At 60.5% G+C, this 14,890-nt stretch carries 15 protein-coding genes; 13 read left to right on the top strand and 2 right to left on the bottom strand.

The annotated features are described in order from the left end of the window. The first annotated feature begins 33 nt into the window (after nucleotides 1–33). The 3 genes from AC5I5B_RS04210 (at nucleotide 34) to AC5I5B_RS04200 (ending at nucleotide 2,354) form a co-directional block, all read left to right on the top strand. A complete protein-coding gene (locus AC5I5B_RS04210; protein WP_003509494.1) occupies nucleotides 34–651 on the top strand; it encodes a L,D-transpeptidase in 618 nt (205 codons plus the stop codon). Nucleotides 652–892: 241 nt separating this feature from the next. After that, a complete protein-coding gene (locus AC5I5B_RS04205; protein WP_031233598.1) occupies nucleotides 893–1,282 on the top strand; it encodes a DoxX family protein in 390 nt (129 codons plus the stop codon). A gap of 163 nt (nucleotides 1,283–1,445) precedes the next feature. After that, nucleotides 1,446–2,354, top strand: a complete 909-nt coding sequence (locus AC5I5B_RS04200) for a DMT family transporter (protein ID WP_020809410.1) — start codon at nucleotides 1,446–1,448, stop codon at nucleotides 2,352–2,354. 136 nt (nucleotides 2,355–2,490) lie between these two features. On the opposite strand, the gene AC5I5B_RS04195 is transcribed toward AC5I5B_RS04200, so the two are convergent. Continuing rightward, nucleotides 2,491–3,963 carry a DEAD/DEAH box helicase gene (locus tag AC5I5B_RS04195; RefSeq protein WP_080866364.1) on the bottom strand — a complete coding sequence of 491 codons (1,473 nt, stop codon included), beginning with the start codon at nucleotides 3,961–3,963 and terminating at the stop codon, nucleotides 2,491–2,493. Nucleotides 3,964–4,468: 505 nt separating this feature from the next. Between AC5I5B_RS04195 and AC5I5B_RS04190 the strand changes: the two genes are divergently transcribed. Continuing rightward, nucleotides 4,469–8,143, top strand: a complete 3,675-nt coding sequence (locus AC5I5B_RS04190) for a PAS domain-containing hybrid sensor histidine kinase/response regulator (RefSeq protein WP_162695577.1) — start codon at nucleotides 4,469–4,471, stop codon at nucleotides 8,141–8,143. A 31-nt stretch (nucleotides 8,144–8,174) separates the two neighbouring features. Here AC5I5B_RS04190 and mnmC2 read toward each other — a convergent pair whose 3' ends face one another. Next, nucleotides 8,175–8,942: a tRNA (5-methylaminomethyl-2-thiouridine)(34)-methyltransferase MnmC2 gene (mnmC2, locus tag AC5I5B_RS04185; protein WP_111834847.1), complete on the bottom strand. Its 768-nt coding sequence runs from the start codon at nucleotides 8,940–8,942 to the stop codon at nucleotides 8,175–8,177. Here mnmC2 and AC5I5B_RS04180 point away from each other — a divergent pair. The 9 genes from AC5I5B_RS04180 to AC5I5B_RS04140 all read left to right on the top strand — a co-directional run bounded on the left by AC5I5B_RS04180 (nucleotide 8,941) and on the right by AC5I5B_RS04140 (nucleotide 14,889). Beyond that, complete coding sequence (locus AC5I5B_RS04180) at nucleotides 8,941–10,149, top strand: NAD(P)/FAD-dependent oxidoreductase (RefSeq protein WP_162695578.1); 1,209 nt, start codon at nucleotides 8,941–8,943, stop codon at nucleotides 10,147–10,149. The two genes, mnmC2 and AC5I5B_RS04180, sit on opposite strands and share 2 nt — an antisense overlap. Before the next feature lie 96 nt (nucleotides 10,150–10,245). After that, on the top strand, nucleotides 10,246–10,953 hold the full coding sequence (locus AC5I5B_RS04175) for a DUF1045 domain-containing protein (RefSeq protein WP_020011455.1): 708 nt from the start codon (nucleotides 10,246–10,248) through the stop codon (nucleotides 10,951–10,953). Between the two features lie 203 nt (nucleotides 10,954–11,156). Further along, complete coding sequence (gene puuE, locus AC5I5B_RS04170) at nucleotides 11,157–12,080, top strand: allantoinase PuuE (RefSeq protein WP_111834848.1); 924 nt, start codon at nucleotides 11,157–11,159, stop codon at nucleotides 12,078–12,080. Next, the gene (gene uraD / locus AC5I5B_RS04165; protein ID WP_060725203.1) at nucleotides 12,080–12,577 is read left to right on the top strand and encodes a 2-oxo-4-hydroxy-4-carboxy-5-ureidoimidazoline decarboxylase; all 498 of its coding nucleotides are present in this window, start codon (nucleotides 12,080–12,082) and stop codon (nucleotides 12,575–12,577) included. The genes puuE and uraD overlap by 1 nt, the downstream gene beginning before the upstream one ends. A gap of 53 nt (nucleotides 12,578–12,630) precedes the next feature. Beyond that, a complete protein-coding gene (locus tag AC5I5B_RS04160) occupies nucleotides 12,631–12,924 on the top strand; it encodes a nucleotidyltransferase family protein (RefSeq protein WP_003509513.1) in 294 nt (97 codons plus the stop codon). Continuing rightward, nucleotides 12,921–13,283: a HepT-like ribonuclease domain-containing protein gene (locus AC5I5B_RS04155; RefSeq protein ID WP_111792579.1), complete on the top strand. Its 363-nt coding sequence runs from the start codon at nucleotides 12,921–12,923 to the stop codon at nucleotides 13,281–13,283. The genes AC5I5B_RS04160 and AC5I5B_RS04155 overlap by 4 nt, the downstream gene beginning before the upstream one ends. 3 nt (nucleotides 13,284–13,286) lie before the next feature. After that, nucleotides 13,287–13,787, top strand: coding sequence for an ureidoglycolate lyase (locus AC5I5B_RS04150; protein WP_111834849.1), 501 nt, complete (start codon nucleotides 13,287–13,289; stop codon nucleotides 13,785–13,787). Next, entirely contained in the window at nucleotides 13,784–14,140 is a 357-nt protein-coding gene (gene uraH / locus AC5I5B_RS04145) for a hydroxyisourate hydrolase (protein WP_111834850.1), read from the top strand. The genes AC5I5B_RS04150 and uraH overlap by 4 nt, the downstream gene beginning before the upstream one ends. A gap of 5 nt (nucleotides 14,141–14,145) precedes the next feature. Then, nucleotides 14,146–14,889 carry a metallophosphoesterase family protein gene (locus tag AC5I5B_RS04140; RefSeq protein WP_060725201.1) on the top strand — a complete coding sequence of 248 codons (744 nt, stop codon included), beginning with the start codon at nucleotides 14,146–14,148 and terminating at the stop codon, nucleotides 14,887–14,889. Nucleotide 14,890: the final 1 nt, after the last annotated feature.

Below are 14,890 nucleotides of genomic sequence, written 5' to 3'. Positions count from 1 at the left end.
CTCTCGTTAATCCAAAGATTTGGCGGGGGTTACATGTCTATTTCACGTCGTGGTGTTCTGTTCGGATTGCCGCTGTTTCTGGCCGGCTGCGCCAATACGGGTATTGGCCAGCAAAGGCTGAATTATGGGGCAAAGCCGGAAGAGAAATTCCCGCTTCCCGCCATGCATCTCGATAAGGTCAAGCCGGAGCTCCGCCGGCAGGAAGTCACTTACGACACCAGACACCCGGCCGGAACGGTTGTGGTGGATACGCCGGCGCGGCGGCTCTATTACGTTCTGGGCGATGGTCGCGCCATGCGCTACGGCGTCGGTGTCGGTCGTCAGGGCCTTGCGCTGAAGGGCGATGCCTATATCGGCCGCAAGGCGGAATGGCCGTCCTGGACGCCGACCGCCAATATGATGCGCCGTGATCCGCGCAATCTGAAATTCGCAGCCGGCATGCCCGGTGGCCCCAGCAATCCGCTCGGCGCGCGCGCGCTGTACCTCTATCGCGGCGGCAACGACACCATGTTCCGCCTGCATGGCACCAACCAGCCGCAATCCATCGGCCACGCCATGTCGAGCGGCTGCATCCGCATGCTGAACCACGATATCATCGATCTCTACAGCCGCGTGCCGGTGGGTTCGAAGGTCGTCGTCTTGCAGGCGTGACGTAAAGGCGGATTTTTCCGCCTTTTCCACGCAAGAAAATGCCTGTACCCTTGGGTTGATTTTTTCGGCGGAAGGCCAATTTTATGCTGAAGAATCAACCATGTGTAGAATGCCTCCCTTTAGGTATTTAAGGGAGTTCTGCTATATCGGAAACGTGATTTCCGGTGTTCGAGACGTGTATCCATAAAGGCTTAAATGCGCTGTATCGAGCGCGGCATCACTTCAACGGGGACACATGACCATGGCAACTTTCGACTCTCTCTCCCGCTATCGCCCGCAGGCACTCGGAGCGCTGCGCATCATGACGGCGCTGCTTTTCATTGCGCATGGAACGCAGAAGCTGTTCGGTTTTCCGGCATCGCAGATGGATGGCTCCCTGCCGACGATGCTGCTGGTGGCGGCGCTTCTGGAACTCATCGGCGGCATTCTCGTGCTGATCGGCCTGTTCACGCGCCCGGTCGCCTTCATCCTGTCCGGCCAGATGGCGGTCGCCTATTTCATGGCGCACGCGCCGAGCAACTTCTTCCCGGCCCTGAACGGTGGTGATGCCGCCATCCTGTTCTGCTTCATCTTCCTCTATCTGTTCGTTGCCGGTCCGGGCGCCTTCTCGGTGGATGAGCGCCGGGCCTGATCTGCCCGAACTGTCATCGATCTCTTTTGCCGAAGCTCCGCATGGTCACGCCATGCGGAGCTTCTTTTTTTGAAAAGGATTGAAACTTCGGCCGCGGCCGAAGCATAGAAGCTTGTTTTCAGGTTAGAACGCGCCATCCTGAACGCAGTAGGAAAATTGATCCGTGACCCCTCAGAACACTATCACCCGCGAATTGCTGCTTCTCGCCCTGCTGTCCACGCTGTGGGCTGCATCCTACACTTTCATCAAGATCGGGGTGGAGACGATACCGCCCATCACCTTCATCGCATTGCGCACGCTGATTGCCGGTCTGCTGCTCTACGTGGTGATCCGGCTGCGCGGGCTGCGCCTGCCCACGGATTTTGCGACGTGGCGGCTGTTCTTCATTCAAGCCTGTATCAACAGCGTTCTGCCCTTCACGCTGATTGCCTGGGCGGAACAGAGCATCGATGCCGGTCTCGCCGTCATTCTCAATGCGACGACGCCGATCTTCACCTTTCTTCTCACAGCGCTTGTGATCCGGCACGAGCCGGTCAGCGGGCGCAAGCTGTTTGGCACCATCGCCGGCATGACGGGCGTGTGCCTCATCATCGGTGTCGAAGCCTTAAGCGGTGCGGGGGAGGCGATATGGAGCCAGCTCGCCGTGCTGACGGCAGCTTTTTCCTATGCCTGCGCGGCCATTTTCAGTAAAAATTTCAAAGGGCTTGATCCGGTCATGCCGGCCGCCGGTTCACTCATCTGCGGTGCTGTCCTGCTATTGCCCGTGAGCCTGATCGTTGACCGACCCTGGACGTTGTCGCCTTCGGCGGCGTCACTGACCGCACTGGTGTGCCTCAGCGTCTTTTCGACCGCGCTCGCCTTCATGATCTATTTCCGGCTGATGCAGACGCTTGGTTCGGTCGGCACCACCTCGCAGGCCTATCTCAGGGTGCCGGTCGGCGTCGCCATCGGCATGGCGTTTCTGGGGGAGATGCCGACGCCTGCCATGTGGGTCGGTCTTGTCTGCGTCATTGCCGGTGTGCTGGCCATGACCCTGCCGTCAAGGCGTCGTCGGGTCGTGCAGGGTGGGTGAGGGTAAAGCAAAGATCCGCTGGTCGGCTGTGGCTGCGGGGCTAGATTATTGGCGAGTGCGTGCCGCTTGTTTCTTCTCCCCGTCGGGGAGAAGGACGCCCGGCAATGCCGCGCGTCCTCAATCCACTCCGTGCAACTTAGCGGTTGCGGCCGCGATGGCCGTTGCCGGAAGCGCGCTTTTCCTGGCCGTTGCCGCCGGCAGGGGCGTGGCGGTTGGCGCCGCTGCCGCCGGGCTTGCGGGCCGGGCGGCGTTGCTTGCGCGGGCCGGCCGGGCGGCCTGCATCGCCTTCCGCCGTCTTGACGCGCTTGAAGTCGGAGGTGACTTCCAGATCGTTGTCGGCATCGCGCGGTGCATGGTGGCGGGACGGGCGGGACTCGCCATTGTGACGTCCGCCTTCACGCGGGCCGCGCTGCTGGCCACCATTGTTGTTGCGGCCGCCGCGGTTGTTGTTGGGGCGCGTCGGGCTGGCGAGACCGGCCGGACGTTCGCCGGATGCGACCGGAATATCGATCTTCATCAGCTTTTCGATGTCATGCAGCAGACGGGTTTCGTCCGGTGCGCAAAATGCGATGGCGATGCCGTCGCGGCCGGCGCGGGCGGTACGGCCGATGCGGTGGACATAGGCGTCAGGCACTTCCGGCAGGTCATAGTTGAAGACATGCGTTACGGCCGGAATGTCGATGCCGCGGGCAGCGACGTCGGTTGCGACCAGTACCTTGATCTCACCATCCTTGAAGCCCTTCAGTGCCCGCTCGCGCTGGCCCTGGCTCTTGTTGCCGTGGATGGAGGCGACCTTGAAGCCGATATGTTCGAGATGCTTGTAGAGCTTCTCGGCACCGTGCTTGGTGCGCAGGAACACGATGGCGCGGCCATCAGGGTTCTCGTTGAGCGACTTCTTCAGGAGATCGGTCTTGTCGTTCTTGCCGGCCACGAAATGCACGTACTGCTCGACCTTGTCGGCAGCCTTGCCCGGAGGCGTCACTTCGACCTTGACCGGATCGGTCAGGTAGTTATGCGACAGATCGGCGATCGCCTTCGGCATGGTGGCCGAGAACAGAAGCGTCTGGCGCTTGGCCGGGACCATCTTGGAAATCTTGCGGAGGTCGTGGATGAAGCCGAGATCGAGCATCTGGTCCGCTTCATCAAGCACCAGATAGGTGACCTTGGAGAGCGAGATGGCGTTGCGGGCGATGAGATCAAGCAGGCGGCCGGGGGTCGCCACCAGAATGTCCGTGCCCTTTTCGAGCTGGAGCTGCTGCTTGTTGATCGATGCGCCGCCGACCACCTGGTTGATGCGCAGCGGCGTCTTCTTCACGAAGGAGCGCAGGTTTTCACCGATCTGGTTCACCAGCTCGCGCGTCGGGGCGAGGATAAGGGTGCGGCAGGTGCGGTTTGCCGGGCGGTCCGCCTGCTTCATCAGCATTTCGATGATGGGCAGGCCGAAAGCGGCGGTCTTGCCGGTGCCGGTCTGTGCGAGGCCGATCAGGTCGCGGCCTTCGAGCAGCAGCGGAATGGCCTTTGCCTGAATGGGAGTAGGGGTCGTATAGCCAAGCTGGGTAACGCTGGCCACGATCTTTTCGGAGAGGCCGAGTTCGCTAAAACTGGTCAATATAATGCCTTTCGGGGCGCCAAAACAAACTCATCCGGAGCAGGGCTGCTGTCCGGTGGTCTCGGCGTCAAGAACCCCGCGTGAATTGGGAACTTGTGGGTTGGAATAACTTTCTGCGCATCAGTGCGGCACATGCCGTCTTCTGTATTCTTTGCGCTTTTCCTTCATGCGGGCCAGATTCCTTTTTTAAGGAAGTTTTTCTGGTCATACGCTGCAGCTCACGCGGCTGCCAAAGGTGAAAGCTTGAGGGGCATGTGGGCGTTTTGTGCGTCAAAGTCAAGCAATAGTTTTGTAACACGGCCGCAGGAGGGCGCATGGCAGCCATGCATCTCGGTGGCCGGCGAATACCGTGACGGCACAGGCGCAGGCGAAGAATTATGGTTAAAAAAGGGTAACGGCACCGTCGGATACATAGCAAAGATCGATTTTCTCACATAACGTTTTTGCGACGGCGTCCAGAACTATTTGATTCGACAAGAATGGACTGCAGGGTGTGGAGTATCGATTGACCGAAGGCTGCGGGTTGCTGGAAAAGGCTTGCAGGGCTGTGGCCGCCCTGGACCTGCCCGCGTGCATCAAGGACAGCGAGCTGCGCTATGTCGCGGTCAACGCCGCCTATGGCCGGGTCATGGGACGCCCGTCCGGAGCGTTCAAAGGATACACCAGCCTTTCCCTTTCCGCCGATATTCGCGATGCCGAGCGGGAGGACAGGGAGCGCCGCTCGCTGGTCTTCGCCACGGATGAGATGATCGCCTGCCATGGCGCGGATTCGTCCGGGCCATATACGCTTCGTTGCGAACGTTTCACCGGTGACGATGGCAATCTGTTCCTGTTCGAAGTGTTCGAGGACATGCCGTCCGCCGTCGTGGAGATTTTTCCTGACGCCGGCAGCGCTTCGGACCTGCTGTTTGACAGCGGCGTGATCGATCTCGTTGATGCGGGTATCGTCATTTATGACCGCGAAAACCGGCTGGTCTACTGCAACGCCCGGTTCAGGGAGTTCTACAGCGCCCTCGGTGTCGAACTGAAGGCCGGCGTCCCGCTCGAGACGCTGATGAGGGCCATTTATTTTTCGAGCGGCTACCGCGATGCGAAAGAAGACGATCCGGCATTCGAAGGGTGGATGCAGGAGCAGTTGCGGGAGTTTTCCCTGCCCTATCTCGAAAGGGTGGAGCAGTTTGCCGATGGCCGCTGGGTGCGCATGGTCAACAAGCGGCTGGAAAACGGCATGCTTGTCGGGCTGCGGGTGGATGTCACCGAGTTCAAGGCGCATGAGACGCTTCTGAGCACGCAGATCCGCGAGACCTGGCTTCTGCGCGCCGCACTGGAGCAATTGCCGGTCGGCGTGTTCCTGAGGGATCAGGACAGGCGGCTGACCTTTGCCAATGCGGCCTATGAGAAATATCTGGGCGGCAGCCTCGCCGACCATATCGGCAAGACCGAATGCGAGATGTTTCCGGAGGAAGGCCTGCAGTTCCAGCGGGAAAACGAGCATATTCTGCGAACCGGAGAGGCCGTTGAAAAGACGGGAAGCGTTCCGCTTTCGGATGGCAGGGTCGTTCCCGTCATCACAAGGCTCGGCCGGGTGGCGACGCCTGACGATGAATATTATCTGGTGGGCTCGGTCACCGATGCCAGCCTGTTGCAGGACCGGGAAAAGGCGCTGATCGCGGCACAGGCCGAGGCTGAGGCGCTGCACCGCCAGCTCGAAGCGGTTCTCCATGCCCTGCCGGTGGGCGTGCTGCTGCTCAGCGCCGATCTCGTCATCGAATATGTCAATCCGTTCTTCTATGAGGTCTGGGGCGAGATCGGCGGCGAGAAGTCGCTGGTCGGCAAAAGTTATCGCGAATTCATGGAGATGAATTTCGACAGCGGCCTTTATGACTATGGCGACAGACCTTTCGATGAGGTCTATGGCGAGCGGGTGCAGCGGCTTCTGCAGGAGGAGGTTTTTGCGCCACGTGAGGTGCGCAGCAAAAGCGGCAAGGTTACCGTCATTTCGAAAACCCGGCTCGAAGGCGGGAAAATCCTCAGCACCTATGCCGATGTCACCGATGTGCGCATGCGCGATGTTGAGATCAGCAAGGCAAAGGCCGAACTGGAGCGGGTCGGCGAATATATGCAGGGCGCCACGCGCGCCATGGCGCAGGGGCTGGTGCTGGTCGAGCAGGGCACGATCATCATGTCCAACGAGGCGATGGCGCGCATGTTCGACGTGCCGCCGCATCTCCTGGAAAAGGGCTGCAACTGGTCGGGCTTCTTCGCCCATTGCGCCGGGCGCGGGGATTTCGGCACGACTGACGAAGCGGCCGGGACGCTTGCCGCCTGGAGGGAGAATATCGCCGCCAACCGGCCGTTTTCCTGGCTGATCCATGTCGCCGGCAAAAGCTGGCTCAATCTGGAAGCCACCAACAGTTCCGGCAATTACTGGCTCATCATCGTCACCGATGTGACCGAGATGAAGCTGCGTGAAGAGGAGTTGCAGCGGCTGCTGTCGCGCGCGGAGGCGGCCGATCGGGCCAAATCGGAATTCCTGGCCAATATGAGCCATGAAATCCGCACGCCGATGAATGGCGTTCTCGGCATGGCGGAGCTTCTGGCCAAGTCCAATCTCGATACGCGGCAGAAGACCTTTACCGATATCATCGTCAAGTCAGGCAACGCGCTTCTGACGATCATCAACGATATTCTCGATTTCTCGAAGATCGAGGCCGGGCAGATGAGGCTGCGCAGCGTGCCTTTCGATCCGGCGGAGGCGGTCGAGGATGTGGTGTCCCTCCTGTCCTCGGCGGCGCTGGAAAAGGACATCGAGCTGATCGTCCGTATCGATGCTTCGGTTTTCGGCAAGGTCATCGGCGATGCCGGGCGCTTTCGGCAGATCGTGACCAATATCGTTGGAAACGCCGTCAAGTTTACGGAAACGGGGCATGTGCTGGTCGAGCTTTCGGCGCGGTCGGCGGAAGCGTCCGAGGCCATCCTGTCGCTGCGCGTCGAAGACAGCGGCATTGGCATTCCGGCCGACAAGCTCGAAACCATCTTCGACAAGTTCAGCCAGGTCGATGGCTCCGCGACGCGCCGGCACGAGGGAACGGGGCTGGGCCTGGCGATCACGGTCGGCCTCGTCGGTCTGTTTGATGGCGCGATCAATGTCGTCAGCGGCGTCGGCAAGGGATCGACCTTCGAGGTCAATATTCCGTTTCAGGTGATCGAGAGACAGCGCGAGCTTCCGCTTCTTTCCGTGGCGATCGACGATATCCGTGTGCTCGTGATCGACGATAACGATGTCAATCGCCGCATATTGACGGAGCAGCTGAGAAGCTGGGGCGTAGACGGCCATGCGGTGGAAGACGGGCCTTCCGGCATCGCCGTGCTGCAGGAGGCAGCTTCGCTCGGATTTTCCCTCGACGCCATCATTCTCGATTATCATATGCCCGTCATGAACGGGTTGGATGTAGTGGAGCGCATCCGGGCGGATGCGCGCTTTGACGACATCGCCATTGTTTTCCTGACCTCCATGGATGTTGTCGGTGACGAGACGCTCTTTACCGATCTCAACGTGCAGGCGCATCTGATGAAGCCGGCGCGGGCGCGGCTCCTGCGCTCCACTCTGTTCGATGTGGTGCGGGATGTGCGGCTGAAGCGCGCCCGGCAGGCTCCGTCCCCGCGTGAGACAGGCCGCGGTGAGGGCGCCATCCGGCCGGAAAACGGCGCCGTCGAAAGGAAACAGCGGGCTGATATATCACCGGCGGTGCCGGCGCGGCATCGGCCCAGCCTTGTCGATGTGCTGGTGGCCGAGGACAATGACGTCAACCAGATTGTTTTCACCCAGATATTGCAGCAGGCGGGTCTGCGTTTTCTGATCGTCGGTAATGGCAAGAAAGCCGTACAGGCGTGGCAGGAGAAAAATCCTGCCATCATCCTGATGGATGTCTCGATGCCGGTCATGAACGGGCATCAGGCGACGCAGGCCATCCGCGCGGCCGAACAGACCGCCGCCGACGGCAGGCATGTGCCGATCATCGGCGTTACCGCCCATACGCAGGAGGCGGATCGGGAACTATGCCTGGAGGCGGGCATGGATGATTATCTGTCGAAGCCCATCAGCCCGGAAACGCTTGAAGACAAGATCGCGCAATGGCTGGGCGAAAACATGCCGCGCCGCGACGCGCCGGGCGTCTGAGTTTCCGACTAGAATATGCTTCTGCCTGGCGTCAGCCGAAGGGCTTGGTGCCGCAGAGCATCTCGCGCTTCCCGGCAAATCCTTTCCGGCGCTCCAGCTCAAAACTGGCGGCGATGAGGTTGCGGCGAACGAATCCGGCGGCGGCATAGGTGGCGAATGTGCCTCCCGGCATCGTCTTTGCGAAAAGCGCCTGCATGATCTCCAGCGACCACATGTCCGGATTGCGCGCGGGTGCGAAGCCATCGAGAAACCAGGCGTCGAAACTTTCCGCGCTTGCGGAAATGCCGGCGAGCGCCTCGCCGCAAACCACCGTCAGCTGCGTTTCGTCATCGAGCTGGATCTCGACCCGGCCTTTCGGCTCGGCAGGCCAGAGGGCGGTGAGCGCCTTGCGTTCGGCATCCACTTCCGGCCATCGGGAAAGCGCCCGGTCGATTTCCTCCGCCTTCATCGGGTAGAGTTCGAAGGAGATGAAATGCAGCCTGGAGCGGCCGTTGCGGGCCTCTTTCCATTGGCGCCATGTCTCGCAGAGGTTAAGCCCGGTGCCGAAGCCGAGTTCGCCGATGCGGAAGACACCCTCCCGTTCGAGCCAGCGCTCTGGCAGGCCGTTTCCGGACAGGAAGACATGGCCGCATTCCAGCCTGCCGTCCGTCTGGCAATAAAAATGGTCGTCAAAGGCCAGTGAATAGGGCATATCCCCGTCACGCCAGTCGAGCGCGGTGTGGCTTTCTCCGGCCGGTGAACCGGTCGCAGCGCCGGTCTCTGGGCCAGTATCTGTGAAAGTGTCGTTGGAATGTTTCATGGCTAAAGCCGATAATCCCGGTTTCGAACAGGGTCAATCGCCAAGATTGCCGGCTTCCATGCCGCTCCTCATCATCGGCGGCGGCATTATGGGGCTGTGGGCCGCCGTCAAGGCGGAAAGGCTCGGCATCGAGACGTTGCTGGTGGAGGCGGATCGCCCCGGCGGCGGCGCCAGCGGCGGGCTGCTGGGCGCGTTGATGCCGCATATGCCGGATCGCTGGTCGGACAAGAAGCAGTTCCAGTTCGATGCCCTCGTTGCGCTGGAAAAAGAGATCGCCGGGCTGGAGGCGGAGACCGGGCTTTCGGCGGGCTACCGCCGCTCAGGCCGGATCATTCCACTGCCGAAGCCGCATCTGCGCGCCATTGCCGGGCGACACGAACGGGATGCGCTGGAGAACTGGGTGTCGGGTGAGCGCCGGTTCCATTGGCATGTCGGCGACAGCCCTTCGGTCGCGGGCTGGGTGGATGATGCGGCGGGTGAGGCAGGTTTCGTGTTCGATACGCTGGCGGCGCGGGTCTCGCCGCGTGCGATGATCGCCCTTCTTTCGGCTTTTCTTGGCAAGACGCGGCATGTGCGGCTGGCGCAGGGTTGCCGCGTCCTTTCGCTTGACGCGGATGCCGGGCGGGCGGTGCTGTCGTCAGGCGACGAGGTTGCTTTCGGCCATGTCATTGTTGCCAACGGGCATGATTCTTTTCCCTTGATCCGCGATGCTCTCGGTCTGGAGGCGGGCGTTACGCTCGGGCAGGCGGTGAAGGGGCAGGCGGCGCTTCTCGACGCGGCGGTCGACCCGGCGATGCCGGTCGTGTTCCTGAACGGACTTTATATCGTGCCGCATGAAGACGGCACCGTTGCGATCGGCAGTACCAGCGAAGATTGTTTTTCCGATCCCTTAAGTACCGATGAAAAGCTTGAAAAACTGCTTGCCGACGCGTCTGCCGTTGTTCCCTCGCTTGCCGGCGCGCCGGTGCTGGAACGCTGGGCCGGGCTGCGGCCGAAGGCGGTGGGGAGGGACCCGATGGTGGGCGCGATCCCCGGCCATCCGAAGCTCGTTGCGCTGACCGGTGGCTTCAAGGTCAGCTTCGGTCTTGCGCATTTTCTTGCCGATGCGGCATTGCAGACCGTGTGTGGTCACACGCCTGTCATCCCCTCAGGCTTTCACCTTCAACAACACGTGAGTATTGCCGTCGCGGACTTTAGAAAGTTCTGATCAGGCCGCCCACGTCGTTAATCTGTCACGCAAATCACTTATCTGCTGGCCTGCAAAGAGGCCGGTTTGTCCGCATTTGCGGCGAGGTGACAGCGCATGCGATACGCCATTCATTTCACGCCTTCCCCCAATGACCCCCTGACGCAGGCGGCCGCCGCGTGGTTGGGGCGCGATGTCTATTCCGGTCAGGCGGTGGAGCCGCCCGGCACGATCGACCTCGGCATGCAGGAGATTTCCTACCATACGGCCCTGCCGCGCCGGTATGGTTTCCATGGCACGATCAAGGCTCCCTTCCGCCTTGCCGAAGGCCATTCCGAAGCAGCGCTTTTGCGGGACCTGATGTATTTTTCCGGCAGGCAGGATCCTTTCATGTTGCCACAACTGGTGGTGGCAAGGCACGATAATGTCTTCAGTCTTGTTCCCGAGCGTCCCTGCGAAGTGCTGCATTTTTTTGCCGCCCGCGTGGTGCAGGAATTCGACCGCTACCGTGCGCCGCTTTCCGAGGCGGAAATCGAGCGGGCGGATCCCGACCGGCTTTCGGCCTCGCAGCTCACCAATCTGCATCGCTGGGGCAGCCCGCATGTGATGGACGAGTTCCGGTTCCAGATGTCGCTGACGGGCGGAGTGGAAGCTTCCAGCACCCAGAGGATCGAGCGGGCCGTGCGCAAGGTTTTCGAGCCGTTGCTGACCCGGTCCCTGCAGTTCTCCAGCCTTGCGCTTTTCATCGAGGATGAACCGGGCGCGCCTTTCCGCGTACACTCGCTTCACCCCATGGGTCGCGTTTCCGCCCGCAAGATTGCCTGAAGAGCACATCGCCGCAATCGTATACAAAAAAGCATCGGAATGTCGGCAAGATTGATCTCGACATTCCGGATGCGGATGCTACCGTTCGGATATCGCATATCTGAAGCGTCTGTTGTGCCCTTTCCGGGTCGTCGCGTTTTGGAGGTCTGTTTTATGTCTCCCTAATCGGTTTCCGCTTTGGGAGAGATGTTCTGGGTGGCTGCATGATTTCCGAAAATTACTCCCGTAATCTGGTGGGCTACGGCCGCAATGTTCCCGATCCGAAATGGCCGGGCGGTGCGCGCATCGCCGTGCAGTTCGTCATCAATTACGAGGAGGGCGGCGAGAGCTGCATTCTCGATAATGACAAGGCGTCGGAATCGCTGCTGTCGGAAATCGTCGGTGCGCAGCCCTGGCCCGGCCAGCGCAACCTGAACATGGAATCGATCTATGAATATGGCTCGCGCGCCGGCTTCTGGCGGCTGTGGCGCATGTTCACCGGTCTCGGCGTCACCACCACCGTTTATGGCGTGACGGCAGCCATGGCCCGCAACCCCGAAGCCGTTGCGGCGATGAAGGAAGCGGGATGGGAAATCGCCAGCCACGGTTACCGCTGGCTGGAATACAAGGATTTTTCCGAAGAGGAAGAGCGCAAGCATATAGTCGAGGCCGTGCGTCTGCACACGGAGGTTACCGGCGAGCGTCCCTATGGCATGTATCAGGGCAAGCCCTCGGACAACACGCTGCGTCTTGTCATGGAAGATGGCGGTTTCCTCTATTCGTCGGACTCCTATGCCGACGATCTGCCATATTGGGTGAAGGGCGTGAAGGACGAGCCTTTCCTGATCATTCCCTATACGCTTGAAACCAACGATATGCGTTTCGCCACGCCGCAGGGTTTCAATTCCGGCGACCAGTTCTTCACTTATCTGAAAGATGCTTTCGACGTGCTTTATCAGGAAGGTATTGAAGGCGCGCCGAAGATGATGAGCGTCGGCCTGCATTGCCGTCTTGTCGGCCGCCCCGGCCGTGCGGCGGCGCTTCGCCGTTTCATCGAATATGTGCTCGGCCACGAGAAAGTGTGGATCCCGCAGCGCATCGAGATCGCCCGTCACTGGCATGAGCATCACAAGCCGGAGGCGCTCTGATGGTGACCCGTGAGGACTTTGTCGCCCGCTTCGGCGGCGTGTTCGAACATTCGCCCTTCATCGCAGAACGGGCCTATGATGCCGGCGGAGCGGGCCTGGAACTGACGGCGAAGGCGGTTCACGCTGCGCTTAGCGGGCAGTTTCGCGTCGCTTCCGAGGCGGAAAGGCTCGGCGTGTTGCGGGCGCATCCCGATCTTGCCGGCAAGCTGGCGATCGCGGGCGAGTTGACAGCCGACAGCCGCAACGAACAGGCCGGTGCGGGGCTGGACCGTCTTACCCCGGAAGAACATGCCCGTTTTACCGAATTGAACAGCGCCTATACCGAAAAATTCGGCTTTCCCTTCATCATCGCGGTCAAGGGGCTGAACAGGCACGATATTCTCTCGGCGTTCGAGACACGTATCGGCAATGATGCGGCCGAAGAATTTGAGACTGCGACGGCGCAGGTGGAAAAGATCGCCTGGCTGCGTCTTTCCGCGATGCTGCCGGAAGGCTGAATTGGCGAGTTGGGGTCGTTCTGCTAGAATCGCGCTGACTGGAGATGGAGATCATGAGACCTTCCGAGGTGCTGGAAAAGAACAGGGAAGCGATCCGCGAAGCGACAAAGCGCTTCAACGCGGCAAACCCGCGCGTGTTCGGCTCCGTCGCCCGTGGCGAGGACCGGCCGGACAGCGATCTCGATATTCTCGTGGATGCGCTGCCGGGGGCAACCTTGTTCGATCTGGGCGGCCTGTTGGAAGAGCTATCGGCCATCATGCGCGGCACGGAAATTCATCTATTGACGCCGGGGGACTTTCCCGAGCGCGTCCGTGTGAAGGTTCTACAGGAAGCGAAGCCCGTATGAGCGCCGAGCGACTGCATGTTTATCTTCAGGACATCAGACAGATTGCTTCGGAAACCATCGACTTCGTTCGATTGAAGACAAAGGACGAATTTCTGGCTGACCTGGTCCGTCAACGGGCGGTGGCGATGAACCTTCTGATTATCGGCGAAACGACGGCGCGGATAATGGAAGAGTTTCCGGCTTTCGTGGCGGATTTTCCGGATATCCCGTGGGTCAAGATGCGCGGCATGCGGAACAGGATCGCGCACGGATATCTGAGCATCAATCTGGAAACCGTTTGGGATACGACACAGACGGCGATACCGGATCTTCTGGACAGACTCTTACTTCTGCAAAACTGGCATGCCCAAGGTGAATGACATTTGACCGATTTTCTCGACGTAAAACCCCTCACCAAAGAGGCATTCGCATCCTTCGGCGATGTGATCGAAATCACGCCTTCCTCCATGCGGCACATCAATGGCGGCCAGACCGAACGGCATCATGCGCTTGCCGCACCCGAGGCTGCGGGCGAGGGCGCATGCATCATCCTCAACATCTTCCGGGGGCAGCCGCGGGTGTTCCCGCATAACATCGAGATGATGGAGCGGCATCCGCTCGGCAGCCAGAGTTTTTCGCCGCTGTCCAGCAGGCCTTTCCTCGTCGTCGTTGCGGAAGATGACGGAGGCCGTCCGGCGCGGCCGCAGGTATTTCTGGCGCGCGGGGACCAGGGTGTGAATTACCGCCGCAATGTCTGGCATTATCCGCTGATGCCGTTGCAGGCGGTTTCGGATTTTCTGGTTGCCGACCGCGAGGGACCGGGCGACAATCTGGAAGAGTATTTTTTCGATAAGCCCTATATGATCGCGGAGCCCAGCCTATGACCGGTTTGACAACCCATGTCCTCGATGCCGCCCATGGCACACCCGCCGAAGGGCTGACGATCGAGCTCTACCGGCTCTCCGGTGATCGCCGCGAGAAGCTGAAGACGGTTAAGACCAATAGCGACGGCCGTGTCGATGGCGGGCCGCTGCTTGTCGGCGACAGTTTCAAGGCCGGCGAATATGAACTGGTTTTCCATGCCGGTGATTATCTGCGCGGCAAGGGCATCGCGCTTCCGGAACCGGCCTTTCTCGACATTGTCCCGATCCGTTTCGGCATTGCTGATGAGAGCGGCCATTACCATGTGCCGCTTTTGCTTTCGCCCTATAGCTATTCCACCTATCGAGGAAGCTGATCGCCATGATCTTTGCCGCCATTGCCGATATTCACGGAAACTGCGCCGCACTCGAAGCCGTGCTGGAGGATATCGCCAGGCTTGGCATCAAGGACATCGTCAATCTCGGTGATTGTTTCAGCGGTCCGCTGGAAGCGGGATTTACCGGCGATGTGCTTGTTGGCAACTGGATACCCAGCATTCGCGGCAATCATGACCGCGAGCTGATCGAGCGCGCGCCGGAGGAGATGGGGAGCTGGGAACGACCCGCGCATGCGCAGCTGAGCCCAGCCCATATGGACTGGCTGCAAACGCTGCCGTTCAGCATGGTGTTCAAGGACGTCGCCTATTGCTGCCACGGCTCACCGCGCGGCGATCTGGAATATTGGCTCGAGACGCTTTCGCCGGAAGGCGTTTTGAAACTGCGGCCGCTCGCCGAAATCGAAGCCATGGCTGATGGTATCACCCAGCCGCTGATGCTGTGCGGCCACACGCATATTCCCCGTGCCGTGCAGCTTTCCGATGGCCGGCTGATCGTCAATCCCGGCAGCGTCGGCTGCCCCGGCTGGAAGGACGACACGCCTTTCGACCATCACGTCGAGGCCGGCCATCCGCTCGCCACCTATGCCGTGCTGGAAGAGACCGGGCGCGGTTGGCAGGTCTATTTCCGGAATATCCGTTACGACAATCTGGCCATGTCCGAAATGGCGCGGGTCAACGGCATTCCCTATCTGGCTGATGCACTGGAGAACGGCTGGCTGAAGCGCTAGT

It is taken from the genome of Agrobacterium sp. (genome assembly GCF_059499945.1).
The sequence above is the reverse complement of the archived record's forward strand: the minus strand, read 5'-3'. Positions and strand labels throughout refer to the sequence as shown.

What these genes read in the sequence shown, in the direction of transcription:
- AC5I5B_RS04210 (WP_003509494.1), top strand. Translation starts at nt 34, where the DNA reads ATGTCTATTTCACGTCGTGGTGTTCTGTTCGGATTGCCGCTGTTTCTG.
- AC5I5B_RS04205 (WP_031233598.1), top strand. Translation starts at nt 893, where the DNA reads ATGGCAACTTTCGACTCTCTCTCCCGCTATCGCCCGCAGGCACTCGGA.
- AC5I5B_RS04180 (WP_162695578.1), top strand. Translation starts at nt 8,941, where the DNA reads ATGGCTAAAGCCGATAATCCCGGTTTCGAACAGGGTCAATCGCCAAGA.
- mnmC2 (WP_111834847.1), bottom strand. Translation starts at nt 8,942, where the DNA reads ATGAAACATTCCAACGACACTTTCACAGATACTGGCCCAGAGACCGGC.
- AC5I5B_RS04175 (WP_020011455.1), top strand. Translation starts at nt 10,246, where the DNA reads ATGCGATACGCCATTCATTTCACGCCTTCCCCCAATGACCCCCTGACG.
- puuE (WP_111834848.1), top strand. Translation starts at nt 11,157, where the DNA reads ATGATTTCCGAAAATTACTCCCGTAATCTGGTGGGCTACGGCCGCAAT.
- uraD (WP_060725203.1), top strand. Translation starts at nt 12,080, where the DNA reads ATGGTGACCCGTGAGGACTTTGTCGCCCGCTTCGGCGGCGTGTTCGAA.
- AC5I5B_RS04160 (WP_003509513.1), top strand. Translation starts at nt 12,631, where the DNA reads ATGAGACCTTCCGAGGTGCTGGAAAAGAACAGGGAAGCGATCCGCGAA.
- AC5I5B_RS04155 (WP_111792579.1), top strand. Translation starts at nt 12,921, where the DNA reads ATGAGCGCCGAGCGACTGCATGTTTATCTTCAGGACATCAGACAGATT.
- uraH (WP_111834850.1), top strand. Translation starts at nt 13,784, where the DNA reads ATGACCGGTTTGACAACCCATGTCCTCGATGCCGCCCATGGCACACCC.
- AC5I5B_RS04140 (WP_060725201.1), top strand. Translation starts at nt 14,146, where the DNA reads ATGATCTTTGCCGCCATTGCCGATATTCACGGAAACTGCGCCGCACTC.